At 42.6% G+C, this 16624-nt stretch carries 17 protein-coding genes and 1 pseudogene; all 18 read left to right on the top strand.

What is annotated here, in order from left to right:
- The 18 genes and pseudogenes from E0H88_RS12780 (at nt 1) to E0H88_RS12700 (ending at nt 16574) form a co-directional block, all read left to right on the top strand.
- Complete coding sequence (locus E0H88_RS12780; RefSeq protein WP_131274446.1) at nt 1-240, top strand: hypothetical protein; 240 nt, start codon at nt 1-3, stop codon at nt 238-240.
- Nucleotides 241-354: 114 nt separating this feature from the next.
- On the top strand, nt 355-738 hold the full coding sequence (locus E0H88_RS12775) for a hypothetical protein (protein WP_131274445.1): 384 nt from the start codon (nt 355-357) through the stop codon (nt 736-738).
- A gap of 2 nt (nt 739-740) precedes the next feature.
- Complete coding sequence (locus E0H88_RS12770) at nt 741-1151, top strand: gp436 family protein (protein WP_131274444.1); 411 nt, start codon at nt 741-743, stop codon at nt 1149-1151.
- 2 nt (nt 1152-1153) lie between these two features.
- Nucleotides 1154-1585: a phage tail terminator protein gene (locus tag E0H88_RS12765; RefSeq protein ID WP_131274443.1), complete on the top strand. Its 432-nt coding sequence runs from the start codon at nt 1154-1156 to the stop codon at nt 1583-1585.
- 9 nt (nt 1586-1594) lie between these two features.
- Nucleotides 1595-1765 (top strand): hypothetical protein, encoded by a 171-nt coding sequence (locus E0H88_RS15955; RefSeq protein ID WP_165493319.1) that lies wholly within the window; start codon nt 1595-1597, stop codon nt 1763-1765.
- On the top strand, nt 1765-2508 hold the full coding sequence (locus tag E0H88_RS12760) for a phage tail tube protein (RefSeq protein WP_131274442.1): 744 nt from the start codon (nt 1765-1767) through the stop codon (nt 2506-2508). Before E0H88_RS15955 ends, E0H88_RS12760 begins: the two co-directional genes overlap by 1 nt.
- A 337-nt stretch (nt 2509-2845) precedes the next feature.
- A complete protein-coding gene (locus tag E0H88_RS12755) occupies nt 2846-3412 on the top strand; it encodes a hypothetical protein (protein WP_131274441.1) in 567 nt (188 codons plus the stop codon).
- Between the two features lie 62 nt (nt 3413-3474).
- On the top strand, nt 3475-3912 hold the full coding sequence (locus E0H88_RS12750) for a zinc ribbon domain-containing protein (RefSeq protein ID WP_131274440.1): 438 nt from the start codon (nt 3475-3477) through the stop codon (nt 3910-3912).
- A gap of 347 nt (nt 3913-4259) precedes the next feature.
- Nucleotides 4260-7337, top strand: a complete 3078-nt coding sequence (locus E0H88_RS12745) for a tape measure protein (protein ID WP_131274439.1) — start codon at nt 4260-4262, stop codon at nt 7335-7337.
- Complete coding sequence (locus E0H88_RS12740) at nt 7334-7753, top strand: hypothetical protein (RefSeq protein ID WP_131274438.1); 420 nt, start codon at nt 7334-7336, stop codon at nt 7751-7753. The genes E0H88_RS12745 and E0H88_RS12740 overlap by 4 nt, the downstream gene beginning before the upstream one ends.
- A pseudogene (locus E0H88_RS12735) lies at nt 7743-9662 on the top strand (hypothetical protein); the annotation flags it as partial. The gene E0H88_RS12740 and the pseudogene E0H88_RS12735, both read left to right, overlap by 11 nt.
- Nucleotides 9663-9801: 139 nt before the next feature.
- Nucleotides 9802-11418, top strand: a complete 1617-nt coding sequence (locus tag E0H88_RS12730; protein ID WP_131274437.1) for a hypothetical protein — start codon at nt 9802-9804, stop codon at nt 11416-11418.
- Nucleotides 11419-11470: 52 nt separating this feature from the next.
- Nucleotides 11471-12772, top strand: coding sequence for a hypothetical protein (locus E0H88_RS12725; RefSeq protein WP_131274436.1), 1302 nt, complete (start codon nt 11471-11473; stop codon nt 12770-12772).
- Nucleotides 12769-13065 carry a hypothetical protein gene (locus E0H88_RS12720; protein WP_131274435.1) on the top strand — a complete coding sequence of 99 codons (297 nt, stop codon included), beginning with the start codon at nt 12769-12771 and terminating at the stop codon, nt 13063-13065. Before E0H88_RS12725 ends, E0H88_RS12720 begins: the two co-directional genes overlap by 4 nt.
- Nucleotides 13062-13448, top strand: coding sequence for a hypothetical protein (locus tag E0H88_RS12715; protein WP_131274434.1), 387 nt, complete (start codon nt 13062-13064; stop codon nt 13446-13448). Before E0H88_RS12720 ends, E0H88_RS12715 begins: the two co-directional genes overlap by 4 nt.
- Nucleotides 13449-13456: 8 nt before the next feature.
- Nucleotides 13457-14359 carry a LamG domain-containing protein gene (locus E0H88_RS12710; RefSeq protein WP_131274433.1) on the top strand — a complete coding sequence of 301 codons (903 nt, stop codon included), beginning with the start codon at nt 13457-13459 and terminating at the stop codon, nt 14357-14359.
- Nucleotides 14360-14497: 138 nt separating this feature from the next.
- Nucleotides 14498-16348 (top strand): hypothetical protein, encoded by a 1851-nt coding sequence (locus E0H88_RS12705; protein ID WP_252152025.1) that lies wholly within the window; start codon nt 14498-14500, stop codon nt 16346-16348.
- Nucleotides 16341-16574 (top strand): hypothetical protein, encoded by a 234-nt coding sequence (locus tag E0H88_RS12700; protein ID WP_131274432.1) that lies wholly within the window; start codon nt 16341-16343, stop codon nt 16572-16574. Before E0H88_RS12705 ends, E0H88_RS12700 begins: the two co-directional genes overlap by 8 nt.
- Nucleotides 16575-16624 lie beyond the last annotated feature (50 nt).

The following is a 16624-nucleotide window of genomic DNA, read 5'->3' as shown; positions in this document are numbered from 1 at the left end:
ATGCCAAAGTACACACTCAACAATTCAATGGATTCAGCAGCATTAGTGTTGCCAACTAAGCCGCGAATTATTTTGGATAAAGGCGTGACAACTGAAGTTCCTCAGGAGGCACATGAGTTATTGGTGAACCATAAGATTATTGGTCAGCTGATTACTTCGGGCCAAATTAGTGTGGTTGAGGAGGCCGATGAAAAGCCAGTTAAAACCACACGTACCAGTCAGGCAAAACAAGAAGTTTAATTGGGTGACAACATGGTTCACATTAACTCAAGCGTAGAGCTCGATGATGATGGTTCACTGGATCGTTTCATTGAGAATGCCAAAAAGATAGGTGGCCATGTTGAGGTTGGTTGGTTGGGGAGTCAAAGCCATCTTGGCCATGGTGGAGGAAAGCGTTCTATTACCATGGCCGACCTGGCTGCGATTCACTACCACGGTGCACCATCTAGAAATATTCCAAAGCGTGATGTAATAACACCAACGCTTGAACAGAACCAGGAAAAGTATCTTGGCTTTATAGAGCGCAGCATACCAGCACTGATTGAAGGGAGCATGAATCTACGGACCATGTGGGAATATCTTGGCATGGAAGGTCGGGCAGATATCCAAAAGCAAATGGTGACTGCAAGACTTGCGCCGTTGCATCCACGAACCATTAAGCGAAAAGGTAGCAGTAGACCATTAATTGATTCAGGTCAGTTGCGTCAAGGTGTAACTTACATTGTGTCAGAGGATTAGGTATGGCATATATCGCGCGAAAAGACCTGGTTGATAGTTTTGGCCAGCACGAAATTGAACGACTTGAAACTAATATTGCCCGCAATCAGGATCCACCTTTAACTCCTGAGCAAAAGGAGCTGATCACGCTTAATGTGATCGATCAGGCAAGCAATGAGGTAAATAGCTATATTGCCGCACGTTATGACTTGCCACTGCCTAGTGTTCCTGAGCAGCTCAAACGAAATGTGGGCGATATTTCTCGCTATCTACTGTACAAGGATCAGCCGACCGAGGAAGTATTACGGCGTTATGAAATGGCAATTTCATGGCTGAATAAGGTATCAACCGGTAAGGCAATTCTTGTATTTCCAATCAAGCCTGAAGGTGATGAAGGTCAACCGTTCACAGGCACTGGCATATTTGTGGTGTAGCTATGGGATATTTTGTTCTTGAACCAATGCTGGTTGAGCGTATTAAACAGGAAGTTCCCGGACTGGTAGAAGTAAATACGCCGTTTAATATCGAAGAGATGCTGGAAGCCTCTAATAACTCTCCATCAGTCAGCATCATTTACTACGATGATCGCGTTGCGGGTGAAGCGGGACGCGGGGAAATGTCAGTGACTTACCAGCAATGGTTAGTGGTTCTATCAGTTCGGCATAGTGGTGCACAGCTTCAGGAAACCAGTTTGATTCGCAAAGAGGCTGAACCTTTTATTGATCAGATCCTGAATGCAATGAAGGGTTTTAATCCACAAGTTGTTGGCTTTAAAACCTTCAAGCGTACAAATAGTCCAGTGCGGGTTGGTGGTAAGGCGGGGCACTGTTATTTCCCATTCATGTTTGAAATTCAGAAACTTATTTAGGAGCCAGTCATGGCAAAACAATACAAAGCATTGCAGCCTGTAGGTCGTTTTAAGAAAGATGACATCGTTGGTGGGCTGGATGATACGCAAATCAAAAAATTACTGGCAGATGGTGTCATTCAGGAAATACCTGAACCTAAAACTGCTCCAGCCAAGAAAACTACAGGGGATGAAAAGTAATGGCAAAATCAGATTTAATCTCGCTTCAAGGTGAGCTTCATTTGGCGAAGATGGTTAATAGTGTGCCTTCTGCATTATTGCCTGTAGGTAATACACCGGAATTGCAAATTGCTATTTCTAGTGAATCAACGGATCACTATGAAAGCAAAACCGGCCTCCGTGCTAAGGATGCGGTACTACGCAAACAAACTGCAGTAGCTATTTCTGGGACCTTGGAAGAAGTAACCAAGCAAAACTTAGCAATGGTTTTAAGTGGCAAATCAATCGAAATCCCTGAAACACAGCTGACTGATGTTAGTCTTGGCGCCGTAGAAGCTGGCGCGATGATTGATTTAGGTCATCGCAATTTAAGTGAAGTGGCTTTTAAGGATAGCTCAGATGTGGCTATTGAAGCAGATAAATATGTGCTTGATGCAGTTTATGGCACAGTAGTTTTTAACGAAGCTATCGTTGGTCCAGTTAAGTTTTCAGCCAAGGCTGGTGCTAAGACACGTACTACAATTGCAACTAACCTGGGTAATGAATATCGCTTGCTGTTTAAAGGCATTGATACTGTTACAGGTGATAAGGTGATCTTAACTTTATGGCGCGTCGAATTTTCACCAGACACTGAATTTGATCTAATTCATAAGGACTTCGGATCTTATTCAATTGAAGGTGAAGCACTGGCGGATATTACTAAAGCAAATGACGAAGAGCTTAGTGTATTTGGTCATATTGAGCGCTTCAGTGTAGCTGCATAAACTCATACAGGCACAAAGAATTCCATGACGCAAATGCGTCTTTTTTTGTGCCTGTTACAATGTCGCCTTTTTATATTGAATATGGTCACAATTTTTTACCCTTTGGTTGAATTAATTGTTGAGAATATTCTTATTTGTCTGTATAAAAAAAGAACAATAAAAAACAGAGGGAAAAGGAATGACAGCAATAGAAGTATTGGTAACATCATTTTCAGCTCTAATGCTTATGTTGGTTATCTATCAATTTGGGCAAATGTTTAATTGAATCTTTTGAAAATAAAAAAACCACTCTTCGGAGTGGTTTTTTTATGTCCAAAATTTACATTGAGACCTCATCATGAATGATTTTTTCTTAGCAACGAACCGATCTATCGCGGTGAATGATATTGAAGTTCGGCAGATACAAATGAAAGACTTTGACATTTGGGCTACACATGCTGAGGTAATCAAGCAGTTCCTTAAAAATAAAAGTCATTCAGATGAAGTTTTGACAGAGCTATTCGCAGCACATGGCATGCAGGTCATCTCAACTATTGCATGCGTAACCGATCTGGACAATGAATCCCTATTCAAGCTTGCTACAAATGAACAGGCATTCAAACAATTGCTCAAAACTGTGCTTCTGGTCAACCAGGCTTATTTTAAATATGAAAAGCCAAAGCGTGGCGCAAAAAAAGCCCAGACAAGTGAAGCCACCTGGTTCGATTCATTTCAGTACTTGATTGGCGCTGGCCATCATCCTGACAGCATTATGAATATGACTTATGGAGCATTTGAGCAATATTTGAAGGCAGCTCAGAAAAACCAAAGAAGCCAATTACAGTATTTATCGAGTGTGATCCGGTCGGCTCATCATGCCAATGCCAAAGAATTTAAGAAGTTCTTTGAGGAATTGAGGGAATAATATCCGAATGACTTTTTAACAGTTGGTTGTTATTCTCTTAAAAAATAAAGAGGTAAGTAGCTATGGCAACTAAAGTTTGCAATTCATGCAAGAAAATAATGAGATTTGAAGATACTCACTGCCCTTCTTGCGGCACTGAATATAAGCCATCAACTCCAAAATGGATGATTGGTCTAGCAATACTTGTTGCCTTGGCTTTTGGTGTGGTAATGGGTATGCCTAAGTCAAATACTAGTGCATCAACTGAAAAGTCAGCAAGGGTTGCAGTCATTGAGCAGCAAACTAATTCTCGTATGGCTCTACTTAATCATCTAAAAGACCCAAACAGCGCAGAGATTAGAAACCATAGCGGTAATTGTGGTGAAGTGAACAGTAAAAATGGTTTTGGTGGTTATACTGGATTTAAGCGATTTATTGCTACACCAACAATTGTGATGATTGAAGGGGAGGTTGTGGATCCTGCTGAGTTTCAAAAAACTTGGGAGACTTCCTGCAAATGAAGATATTAGAGCAGAATTCAGGGTGAATTAAATGGGTGCGGACTACCTTCGTTATCAAACAGAGCGACAAGAATTAATAAATCAAATTAAGTTGCTAAGCTCTGATCCAAGCGTGCTTGAACACCTAGAGGACAAAACCATAACAGAGCTTATGCGTATTTATTATGCAGGTTTTGATAATCATTGTGCTCGATGTGGTGATGAGGTCAAGATTCTGTCATTTAAGTCAATTTATAGAAGCAATTCTTCGTAGAATTTAAGTAGATACCAACCGCCTTTTATAGGCGGTTTTTTATTGTTTTTGCGCATCTTTGCGCTTTTTTTATGCCTAAAATTTAGAGGTTGTCATGGCTGGTAAAAACTTAACTTTTAAACTGGTGATGGATGCTGATACGAAGGCATTTGTTACTAATATGAATCAGTCAGAAAAGGCTGCTAAAGATGCACTTAATGCAATAAAAGAAGGTTCGGCAAATATTGTTGGGGACACAAGCAAGGCTACCAAGGAAATAGATAACCTTGGAACGCAAGCACAAGAAACAGCAACTGAAATTAATAAACTCGATCAAGAACTTGCTGAAATCAATAAAGAATTACAACAAACAGAGTCCTTTACTCAGCGAGCATCTGGTGAAATTCAAGGGTTAAAAACTGGATTTACCGCATTAACTAGTGCGCTTGCAGCACTAGGCATTGGCACATCGGCAATGGAAATCGCCCAAACAGCTGATGAGTACAAGAATTTATCAGGTCGTCTCACTATTGCTATAGGTGCGCATGGAGACCTAAAAAAAGCGATGGATGATGTTAGAAATGTCGCCATTGCTACAAATTCAAATTTAACAGCTACAGGTGACTTGTATGCCAGGCTGACTAAGATCGGTCAGGAGATGAAATGGCCTCAAGAACAAGCGCTTGCACTCACTGAAACGATTAATAAAGCAATTCAGGTTGGTGGCGGTTCGGCTGCATCAAATGAGGCTGCTATCACTCAATTAAATCAGGCACTTGGCTCCGGCGTTTTACGCGGAGACGAATTCAACTCAATGATTGAGCAGTCACCTCGATTAACACAAGCAATGGCTGATGGTTTAGGTGTAACAATTGGTAAATTGCGCGAAATGGCTGAAGCTGGAAAATTAACTACCGATGTTGTAACAAAGGCGTTATTAAGCCAATCTGAAAAAATTAGTGCTGAATTTGCCAAGTTCCCTGCAACTATTGGTGCATCAATTGAAAACCTAAAAACAGCTTGGACCACCTATATTGGTGAAGCAGATGCAGCATCTGGGGCAAGCACCAAAGTAGCAGAGGCACTTAAATATGTCGCTGATAATCTAGATTCTATCGTCTCAACACTAACACTTGCAGCACAGGCATTCATTGCTTATAAGGCGCTCAATATTGCTAATGTGTTTCTAGATAAGGCGGCTGGCGTTAGAGCAGCATCGGTAGCTATCACTCAAGAAACAGCAGTAGTAGTAGCAAACACGCAAGCACAATTAGCAAATGCAACTGCTACACGTGCAGCAGCTGTAGCTAAGACTCAATTAGCAACCAACTCCGCAGCCGCAGCTACCGCATCATCAGCCGCAAGTGGATCAGTCATGGCAATGGTTGGTCGGTTGGGTGCTTTGGGTGTAGCTGTTACAGCGATTGGTGTTTTGGTCCCCACTGTTTTTCAGCCAATAGGTACATGGTTGGGTGAGGCTGCAGCAAAAACTGAAGATTATGTTTTCAATAATGGAGAGCTAGCCAAATCACTAGAAACACTTAAACAGCAAGAGTTAGCATCTGAGGCTAGAGCAAAAGCTTTAGCTGATAGTAAAAAATTAATTGCTGAAGCAGCTGAAAAGAGCCGAGATAAAGCCTATCAATTAACTGAGCAGTCTAAAAAACTGGTTACAGAATTTAATGAGTTAATTAAAAAAGGTGAACCAACAAAAGATGCTTTAGAGAAAATATCTCAAGCTATGAAGTTTGACTCAACCAAAAGCATTAATGACTCGGTTACCGCATTAATTCTTTTAAAAGATCAAGGGAAGATTACAGGTGATCAACTTCAGCAGAGCTTAGGCAAGGCACTGGATGGTAAAGACCTAGTTGTATTTGAGACTAATGCGCGCGCAGCTTTTGCAGGAACATCAAAGGAAGCGGAGAAAAATGCCCAACTAACCGAAGCGGTAATGAAAGCAGCTTTAGAGCGCACAGGTTTAAGCACTGAGCAGCTGCAAGGTAAGTTTTCACTGGCATTTCAGTCTGCAAATAATGATGTGCAAACTGTAGTTAATAATCTTGATGCCTACAAAGCTAAGGGTATTGATACCGGATTAGCCTTATCCGCCAATCTAAATAAAGCGATTGATACAGCTCAAACCCGTGCTGAATTGGATTATGCAAAAGCCAAACTAATTGAGCTTGAGAAACAAGGCTTAATTACTGGTGAACAGGTCGCATTAGGTTTAGGGCTTATTGAGAAAAAAGCCCAGCAATTACCAGATGCATTAAACCCCGCTATTGCAGCATTTAATGCTCTTGGAATTAAAACCAAAGACCAACTAAATGAAGCAGCAGACGTTGCAAAAAGAAACTTTGATGTAGTGAGTAAGAGTGGGCGGGCTACAGCAGACGGTATCAAGCAAGCCTATACACAAATGCTTAATGCTGCGATTGCTTCAGGTGATCAGGCGCGTATTGCTGCAGTACAAGCTAAGGCTGCAAGTCATGGCTTAACAGTAGAAATTAGTGATACTGGCAAAGCGGTAGTCCAAACTACATCCGAGTGGGTAAAAGCTAATGCTAATGTTGAGAATTCTGCCCGCGGAATCGGCGATGGCTACCGTCATGCAGGGCAAATCGCACGTGAAGAAGCCAAGTCATCCACAGAGGCATGGCGTGATGCTGTTGCAGCAGCATCCAAACAGTTTGATGCAGAGATGAAACGCCAGGGTGAAGCACTCAGCAAAGGGATTTATAACTACAGCTCTTATAGTAAAGCCGATGTTTTATCACAGCTGAAGAGTAAGGGTTATAGCGATAAAGAGGCTGAAAAATTGGCTGGCTCAATCTGGTCCAAAGCCATGGAAGCGGATCGTGCTGCTAAAGAGCGTGGTCTAGGCGGTGATGGAAGTCTCGCAATGAAAGCATTAATTAATGCTGAATTTGATAGAGCTGCCGCTAAAGGCCTTACCACTCAAAACGGTACGAACAAGATCAATGAATTGTTGAGTCAAATCACTTTAAGCAGTCTTGCACCAAGTATCAGCACACCAACAACCAATATCCCTTCAACTGATGCTTCTAAAAACGTGAACTACAACATTAATTTTGGTGGTCAGACACTCTCATTATCAGGCTCAGTAGAACAGGAATCAGTAATGAATCAATTGATCAACCAACTTAAAATACAGGCGAAATCAACATGAAACTTATTCGCTTAGCAACATCAGAGACCGTCCCACTAGAGGACGGTTTTTTATGGCCTGATGAATTCTCCTGGAAGGCTATTGAGCAGACTCAAAACTATGCAATCGATGGCTCTCTGGTAATTCAAGAAGGGAAAAAGAAATCAGGCAGACCGATTACATTACAGCCGGCAGATAAGGAAATGGGCTGGATCAAGCTGCGTGAATTACGAACTGTTCTGGAATGGTCAAAACTGCAGGGTGAAAACTTTAAGTTGCAATTTGAGCAGCCACACGATAGTCGACAATTCACGGTCAAATTTAATCACCAGGATGGGGCTTTAGATGCCGATCCGGTTAAAGGGATTCCAGCGGTATCACTGGATGATTATTACAACGTGACCTTACGCTTTACGGAGTTAAACGATGGCGATTGAAACAAAGGATTTAGTGATTTACAAGTCTGAACGCTTGACTGATAACTCGGATGGCGGTGGTAAATACTCCGGTGTGGTGGTTCAAGATGGTATTAGTAACAACCTGTTCAACGATGTATCTGAGATGGATCGCACCATGGGTGATGTATCCATGCGTAAAGTTTTCCCAGCAGTGACTACTGAAGATGTTGATCTATTGATGGGTGCAACGGTCTTTGTATCTGAACTGCCAGAAGATCCAAACGTATCGGCATTGCTATTCAGTACTAAAAACTGGACCGATGAACGTCAGTCCGCCCAGAACCGGGTGGAGAATTATCTGGCCAAAGGCGGGCAGATTGCTGGTACACCACTGGATACACATTGGAAGGGCATGTCATCACTTCAGGTGGCTATGTTCCCGCAAGAAGTTGAATCATCCGTGGGTGACACAATTGTGCTGATCAGTGATGAAGGCAAGGCTTTGGAATATGAGCAGTATGTGCGTATTACCAAGGTTGAGACACGCACTGCAGTCATGGTGATCGATGGTAAAAATGTTGAGTACAAGGTAGCTACTTACTCGCTAAACGATCCACTTGAAATTGATTTTGTAGGTTTGTCAGCGCGTCAATGGTATTCAGGCAGCACATCAAAAACCATTATCCGGGACACTATTGTTGCCGATACCGGGTTGTATTACTCGTCTACTGCACTAGCATCTAATGCAAATGTAGGTGAGTTTACAGTCAATGCTAAAAGCATCTTTGCCCAACTGATCCCGTCGGCCCAGACTGAAACACCGATTATTGATGTCAATGCCGCAGGTGAAAGTGTGGTGCTGGTTGCGGGTAATACTGGCACTATTACAGCTGGTTACCCGAATATAGTGATTGGAGTCAGCCAGAATCTTTATATCGGCTCTGCAGTGATTCCTTCAAGCGTATCATTCACTTTGCAGGGTCAGCAAATTACCGATCAAGGCGGATTATTAAAGAATACTCAAGGCACCCAAGTTGGAACGATTGATTACCAGCGCGGTCTAATCCAGTGGACTTCATCTGCACCAGCTGGAACTGTGAGTTTGAGTATTACCTTCAAACCAGCAGCAGCGCCAAACCAGTATTATCAGAGCCAAGCTATTCCGGTAACTCAGAACAACCAAAGTACCAACTGGACCGGGGTTTTAATACCGATTCCAGCTCCGGGTGCTTTATCGATTTCATACATGAGTCAAGGCAAGTTTTATACCCTGCATGATGATGGATCGGGTCAGCTCAAAGCTTTAAGCCCATCCTTTGGTTCAGGCATGATCAACTATGAAACCGGTTCGTGGTTATTGACGACTGGTGCTTTGCCAGATGTGGATACACCAATTCTGCTTAACTGGGGTACACCAATCGCAACCTATCAGCGTGCTAATCTGCCTGTGTTGCCTGCGAAGTTTGAATTTGATCTTCTGCAAGAGGCTATTCTGGCTGGCAGCGTGACAGTGACTTGGGTGTTGGAAGGTGTGACAAAAACAGCAACTTCAAATAACGCCGGTAAATTTACTGGTGATGCAACAGGATTTATTAATTTTGCATTAGGTAGAGGCGCTTTGATTCCAAACCAGTTACCGCAAAAAGGTACTGTATTTAATTTTAGCTACCAGTTCGGTGAGGCAAAGACTCAGGATGTGCCAGCAGCCATACCTGATTTCAATCAACAGCTGGCTTTTACTATTAGCACCGGTGCAGCACTGCAACCCAACTCGGTCATGATTGAGGTACCGCTTACATCTGCATTGGGTGACACGGTTACGCTTGTGGTTACAGACAATGGCTCCGGCTCGCTGATTGATGCTTTTGGCCAGGTGCAGGGAACAATCAACTACACAACAGGTGCCGTAAGCATAACCCCGGTTGTTTTAACTTCATCTTTCTATGAAAAGACACCTGAGACTTTTAGCCTTTCCAGTTCAACCCAAAGTGGCTCTGGCTCATCACTGCCGACAGCCACAGTAACCACTATCTATAAGCCACAGTCAAACCCGTGGGCAAATTATGTTGCCGGTTAAGTGAGGAAATATGACAATTTATCAATCACAGCCAAGTAATGTTGCTCTTGGAAATACAACTTACAAGGCTTTTTCTGAAACGACAGGAATTAAAGCGCATTACCGCGATGCTTCAGGCAGCACATCAGGCACAAAAGCTATAACGAGTGGTGATTTAAAGTTTGATTTAACCTATGGTTTCAGTGAGCAGATTTTATCTGGATCGGTACGTTTTAAGCTGGGCAATAGCACTTTTATTGATCGTGATGGATTGGTTTATCGTGATATCAATCCAAGCAATGGTAGCGGTATTCAATCAGGTTTGATCCGCCTTGGTACCGGTGAGATTGAATTAAGCTCATGGACACCAGGGCAAACCAATTCATTAATGCTTGAATCTCTGATCACCACAACCGATCTACCGCCAATCAATAAGATCAGCTTTAGAACACCAATCATTCCGGTTCGCCCGCAGTCGATGACTATCGTTGTTGCATCGCTTGAATACGGACAACTCACACTGACCGCTGATGAAAATGGGGTGATTGAAACCAGTCGCGCTCATGGCCAGGTGAACTGGGACAATGGTTTTGTCACGATTTACTTTTACACCAAAACTAAAATCACTGAAGCCAACCGGGCAGAGATTGAGGCTAATGATTGGTATGACCCGTTGCTTGAATACCAAGAAGCTGCGGACACTTATATCAATGTCCCAGTTTGGGTAGACGCTTCATCAGTGCGATACAATGCAGTGGCCTATACCTACATTCCTTTGGATTCTGAGATTTTAGGCCTATCTGCTACCCGCTTGCCGATTGATGGCCGGGTGCCGATTTTCCGTGTTGGGGGAATTGGAATTGTTAGCTCAAGCAAAGCGCAAGAGCTACCAAGTGCAATTGCGGGCACTACCTATAATCTGAATGATCAGCGCATTTCGTGGGCGGAACTTGAAGATGCAAATGGAACCAAAGTGCCTTTTGACCTTTACACGGTTGATTACGACTATGGCCGCGTAACGCTGGGTGGTGATTTTGTGCTGGGTAATCTGGTTGCACCGCTAACAGTGAAATACCGCTATCAAGACATGGGCCTAATTCGTGACGTACAGATCAATGGTCAGCTAACATTCACTAAGCCGTTAACCCATAACTATGATGCTGTTGATACCATTGTTGGATCTGCTTTAGTCATTGGTGATATGCAGGCACGTTACACACGTAAGTTTGTGCAAGGGTCCTGGAGTAATGCCTGGGCAGATGAGCCAAGCTCAAGCATTTTAGCTAATTACAACGACTCGCTCTATCCACTTCAGGTCACCAATAAAGGTGCGATTCAAGAACGCTGGGCATTAATCTTTACCGATGCGCAATCGTTTCGATGCATTGGTGAATATTCTGGCCAGATTGGTACGGGTAGTGTGAATGTGGATTTTGCACCAATAAACCCGGTGACGGGTGTGCCGTATTTCATTATCAAGAAAGAAGGTTGGGGTGCAGGTTGGGCCAATGGCAATGTCTTGCGTTTTAATACAGTGGCCGCAAACTTCCCAGTCTGGGTGATTCGTACTGTAAAGCAATCGGAACCAGCGGTACTGTCAGACCAGTTTCAGATCATGCTACGTGGTGATATTGACCGCGTGGTTTAAAAGTTAAATCAAATATGGCCGCTTATGCGGTCTTTTTTATGAGTGAAGAAAAATGGCGACAGATGTAGATGTTCAATATTTTAGCCACTTAAATGACTTAACCCTTGGTAATAATTGGGGTGACTTAATTCGCCTGCTTGATAAAGCATTGGTGACAGGTATTGATTTCACTCAAATCACAGCAGCTTCTATTGATGAACAGGGTGATGTGCATATCACTCTATATGCAGCACACAATGCAATGCTGTTTCAGGTGGTAGAGTTATCTGGATTTACTCCAAGTTCTCTTAATCAAAAATACCGCATTAAAGGTGTACCAAATACTACACAACTGATTTTAAAATCAAAAAACGATATTGCTCAGCGTGCAATTATTACAATTGGCACCGGAAAATTAGCATCACTTGGATATGACATCATTTTCCGTGACACAAACGATGTGAAGCGTGTTTATCGTGCAAAAAATCCACGCTCAGAGCATCCGTTTATTCGTGTTGATGAAAGTTTGACAAGTCCAGACGGCACAACGGGCGTATATACACCAACTTATGCTAAATCAGCCATGGTCGGATTGCTAGAGCGCATGGATCATATTGATGATTATGAAAAGCCAGATGTGTTGCAGTTACCTTTTAATCCGAATGATCCCGCCAAAAATTGGAAAATAACAGGCACAGGTGCGACCGTAGTACGAGGTTGGGCGAAGTGGTATTGGGCGAGGGGTAGTGCAGCACCAAATAACACCGCACTCGAATCTAGCATACCAGCTTCTGGGTCTAGGAATTTTACTCTCACAGGTGATTCTGATGCTTTTTATTTACAACTCAATCCAGCCAACTTTTCAGCCAACAAGCAGATTATGGGATGTGGCTTATACAGCTCAGCGCTATTAAGTGACGTTATTCCTAACTGGTTCTTAATGACTACCCTGAAAGACAACGCAGCAAATAATAACACTCTCTCTGAATCAGTGCCCATTCGGCAGCTCGGATCAATGCCTCTACTAACAGATCAAACAAGTAATAGATTTTTTGTACCAAAGTACGACTTAGCTACACCTCTTTCCCCACACGCGTTAGCGGTAGGAATCCTACCTACAACCACGAGTGGGGTAAACAATCTGTATCCATCGTCAGCTATATCCGCGCTTGAAATACCCTTCTATTCAGAGGATGGTTACTTGCGCGGAAGCCTAAAACATATTTATTTTTCTGGAAAATACTTAGCTACCCATACGGCAAGCACTGCATTACTAGGGGAAAACCATTGCTTTGTTGCTGATAGTGTCCACAGCTTTGCTGGTGATAATAACCTTGTGGGCGGTGTTTATTATTATTTAGGGGCAATTGAATGAAGTCAGTGACGCGGAAGGTGATGAAATCATCGGTATTTTTACAGGAATTTAATGCAGCCAGTGTGATTGCGAAAATCAAAGGCTCTGTAAATAAATTAGGTGCGCAGTATAAAGATGCAACCGTTGTTTTGTATAGCAAAGCAAACTTACAGCCAATTGCGGTACGAAAGCCTGACATAAATGGCGATTATCAGTTTTTAGGTTTAAATGCGGACTTAAGAGTCTTTATTGTGGCTTTTGACAAGAACCAACAATTCAACGCAGTCATTCAAGATAACGTGGTGCCGAAATGAGTAAATCTTCCAATAAGGCTAAGCTAGCAATGGCACAAAGCTTCGCAAGCTTTATGGATAGCGGTAGCCAAAGTGCTACCGTTATTTTTTATGAAGGCACGCAGCCTGCCAATCCTGAAGTTGCGGCCGATTCCAATAATGCTTTGGTAACACTGACTTTTCCAGAGCCATGTATTAAACAGGTCACAGCTACTTATGTTGAGCTACACCCAACCGACATAGCAACTGTAATCAAAGCTGGTACTACAACCTGGGCACGTATCTATAACGGTTCCGGTGAAGTTGCTGCAGATCTTACTGTGGGTACAGATATTGCGCTTGCCAATACTAATTTTGCACTTGGTGGGTCATTCCAGATTAACTCATTTAAAATCAGACCGTAGGTGAATATATGGCGGCTAATTGTTTAGAGTTTGCGCAATTTGGTCATTTTGATTCGTTCGATATTATTCGATCTATGACAAGTATGGCCGGTGTTGCCGATGTTGATTTACCTACACCTATCGCAACTGGATTAAAGACCATGTATTACGTTGATACCAACGTAATTGAAGGTAATGTTTACTTCTATAAAGTACGCGTATGGCGAGGTGCCACAAGTTTTCTTAGTTCTGAAATATCTATCCGAGCTGAACGTGATGAATACTGGGCTTATGTAAAAGCTTTGCTTCACTTCGATGGTAATTTAACAGATGCTAGCGGAAATACAACCTATCAAAAGTATGGCTCAGGAGATTTTTCTTACTCAGATAATTATGCTGTTGCAGGTAAATCTGCGCGTATGAATGGGTCAAGCGTATATGTTGCTCCTGAAAATAGAAGTTTATGGTCACTTGCTGGAGGGGCGTTTTGCTTGGAGCTTACATTCACTATAAATTCCGTTCGTGGTGGTACGAATGGTTTGCTATCAAAATGGCACTCCGGAGTAACATCACTTTGCGAATACCACATTTATTTTGATTCTTCTGGGGTATATGTGGATATACGAAAGAGTAATCCTCTTGGTTATGTTTCGCTCCTGTCTGGGCCGTTACCATCACTAAATACTAAAACTAAACTAGCATTTACGTATGATGGAGCGACATATCGTTTGTTTTTAAATGGCGTATTAGTTTCCAGTAATTCTAGTGGCGCGCTAATTAATTTTGCACCCAATCAAAGTGTATTTATTGGGGCGCAATACGATTTCAACTGGTGGTTTGATGGTTATTTTGATGAGCTTCGTCTTACTAAAGGGGTGCCGCGTTATATTAGTGCATACACCCCAATAGATATACCATTTCCAGATCAGTAGGTAGGTATGAGCGACAATTACGAGCATGATAAGCCTTATGCGCTCACAGCGACATATCAAGTTACACCTGGGCCATCACAACTTACAAGTCCATACGACCTACATGCCGCATATGACCCTGATTACGCAGCAAATACGATAGATTTTAAAATAGATGCTGTATTTCAATTTGATGTTGATGCAATATTTACTGAAGGCTCAATCGTTTTTGCTTCAGTTGATACTACATTAGATGTCGAGTTTAGTTTTGCTATTGAGGCAACATACACACTTAATCTTTGTATTGTTGATATACAGCTTGATGATATTAATTTTGATGTTGATGCATTATTCGATATCAATCACATTGTTGGCTTGTCGTTATTTACATCAACATCATTTAGGCGAGCAATTACGCGCTTGAGTGTGACAAAAATCCCTTGGGCCAAGCCAATATTAAGAGTCTCAAACGAGGCTCTTTTTTATGAGCAGGGCTTGGTGATTTCAAATCAGGCCACTATTCAGCATGAGCAAGCAGGCTCATTAACCCGAGCGATTAGATCGCTACATGAACAAGCGACCGGTTTAAGTTCTGATGCGTATGTGATTTGGGAAGAAGCTGATAAGCGATTTATTCATCAGCTTTATGCGCATCAAGAAACAATTAAGCTGCGCCATAACCGCGAAGCTGTTTGGCAAGAAATGATTCGCAGGCGTAAGACTTTTACTTATTCACATGAAGTGGCTCAAGTATTTGAGCATCGTTTTTCGTTTGAGTGGGATAAAAGCCTTGAGATTGTCACCAAGTCAGATTTTCCCTGGGATAAAGCCAAAGCGATTCATTATCGCAAGCATCCGGTTCAACCTTGGCCAAAGCCTGAAATACCTAAGTATGAGGGCACTGGTGATTTAAATTTCATCTGTCTATGTCATGACGTTGATTCACACAATGTTGTTTTAAATTTTGGTGCAGATGACTGTATTCCAGCGCTGCCAAAACAAAACTGGTGGTATATCGTGAATACATTAACAGCCGTGCGACTAGACACCGGCGAGAATATCAAGGTCATGGAGGGTACATACAGTACCAGTCGGTCGCAGTGGTGCTGGACTTACTCAATTACCGTAGCTCATACCGAAAAAGACAAGCTGCAACCAATCAATGGTCAGCCTGTGGTTCTCAAAGTTATGATCAATGGATTTGAGCATCATATTCTGCTGGAAGATCCAGAAGAAACCCGACGTTTTGCCAGTGTTCTTTACACTTACCCAGGGCGAAGTGTCACAGCGCTGAACTCTGATAAATATGCGCCTTCACGCTCATTTATTCAGGATAACGAACGCACCTCTGTGCAACTGGTTCAAGCGGAACTGGATCGAGCGAACAGCGGTACCAACCTGGACTGGAAACTAATCGATGAACTGGGCTGGATCGTACCTGCTGAAAGCCTGAGTTATGCAGAACTGGCGCCAATTGATGCAATAAAGCAGGTTGTTGATGCAGGTGGTGGCTTTATCTATAGCCAGAAATCCGGCAACACACTCACTATTTTGCCTCGGTACCAGAAAGGCTACTGGGATTCGATGACCGTTAATGACTATGACATTCTGTTGCCAGAAAGTGTTGTGATGCAGCAGAACATCAAGAAGAACGATGAATACATTGCTGATTTCAATGCTATTACTATTGTGAATAGTCGCAGCGGTGAAAGCTTGAAAGTGTTGCAGCGTAGTACGTCTGGTGATGTGCCATTGGAAGCAGTCACAGGACCATTATTCAACGTGGTATCTGGTGCCAGTTACGGCAAGGCTGAGTTGATCAAGGCAAATATTCAGGAGCTTCACACCTTCGCGGACTTACCGGTAAGCCAAGAAATTGGCGAGATGTTGCCAGGTAAAACCATTGCTTTTAATGGCCAGTGGTGGGGTATCATTGATGGTGTGAGTGGCCGTTTCTCGCATGAAAAAGTGAATGAAACTATCACAGTGGAGCGTATCAGTCGTGAATAATCCTTTATTCGAATTACGAAAGCTTCTTAATCAAACCCATGCTGAATACATTGGCACTATTACATCGGTGAATCATCCTGAATATCGGGTACAGGTTGATGGTGGATCCGGTCCAGTACTCTGCACATCGGGTACAGCTTACAATTTAGGTACCCGGGTATTTATTGCCAATCAAGTTATCTTGCGACCTGCGCCCAGCGGGTCACATTCAGAAATAGAAGTTTAAGTAAAAACAAACCAATGGCACCCAATCGGGTGCTTTTTTATTGCCAAAAA

The sequence above is a fragment of the Acinetobacter sp. ANC 4216 genome, from assembly GCF_004331195.1.
Lineage (GTDB): Bacteria > Pseudomonadota > Gammaproteobacteria > Pseudomonadales > Moraxellaceae > Acinetobacter > Acinetobacter kookii.
Note: the sequence above shows the minus strand (reverse complement) of the source record. Positions and strands in the feature narration are given on the sequence as shown.

What these genes read in the sequence shown, in the direction of transcription:
- E0H88_RS12725 (WP_131274436.1), top strand. Translation starts at nt 11,471, where the DNA reads ATGGCGACAGATGTAGATGTTCAATATTTTAGCCACTTAAATGACTTA.
- E0H88_RS15955 (WP_165493319.1), top strand. Translation starts at nt 1,595, where the DNA reads ATGGCAAAACAATACAAAGCATTGCAGCCTGTAGGTCGTTTTAAGAAA.
- E0H88_RS12755 (WP_131274441.1), top strand. Translation starts at nt 2,846, where the DNA reads ATGAATGATTTTTTCTTAGCAACGAACCGATCTATCGCGGTGAATGAT.
- E0H88_RS12740 (WP_131274438.1), top strand. Translation starts at nt 7,334, where the DNA reads ATGAAACTTATTCGCTTAGCAACATCAGAGACCGTCCCACTAGAGGAC.
- E0H88_RS12770 (WP_131274444.1), top strand. Translation starts at nt 741, where the DNA reads ATGGCATATATCGCGCGAAAAGACCTGGTTGATAGTTTTGGCCAGCAC.
- E0H88_RS12765 (WP_131274443.1), top strand. Translation starts at nt 1,154, where the DNA reads ATGGGATATTTTGTTCTTGAACCAATGCTGGTTGAGCGTATTAAACAG.
- E0H88_RS12745 (WP_131274439.1), top strand. Translation starts at nt 4,260, where the DNA reads ATGGCTGGTAAAAACTTAACTTTTAAACTGGTGATGGATGCTGATACG.
- E0H88_RS12730 (WP_131274437.1), top strand. Translation starts at nt 9,802, where the DNA reads ATGACAATTTATCAATCACAGCCAAGTAATGTTGCTCTTGGAAATACA.
- E0H88_RS12715 (WP_131274434.1), top strand. Translation starts at nt 13,062, where the DNA reads ATGAGTAAATCTTCCAATAAGGCTAAGCTAGCAATGGCACAAAGCTTC.
- E0H88_RS12750 (WP_131274440.1), top strand. Translation starts at nt 3,475, where the DNA reads ATGGCAACTAAAGTTTGCAATTCATGCAAGAAAATAATGAGATTTGAA.
- E0H88_RS12720 (WP_131274435.1), top strand. Translation starts at nt 12,769, where the DNA reads ATGAAGTCAGTGACGCGGAAGGTGATGAAATCATCGGTATTTTTACAG.
- E0H88_RS12760 (WP_131274442.1), top strand. Translation starts at nt 1,765, where the DNA reads ATGGCAAAATCAGATTTAATCTCGCTTCAAGGTGAGCTTCATTTGGCG.
- E0H88_RS12710 (WP_131274433.1), top strand. Translation starts at nt 13,457, where the DNA reads ATGGCGGCTAATTGTTTAGAGTTTGCGCAATTTGGTCATTTTGATTCG.
- E0H88_RS12780 (WP_131274446.1), top strand. Translation starts at nt 1, where the DNA reads ATGCCAAAGTACACACTCAACAATTCAATGGATTCAGCAGCATTAGTG.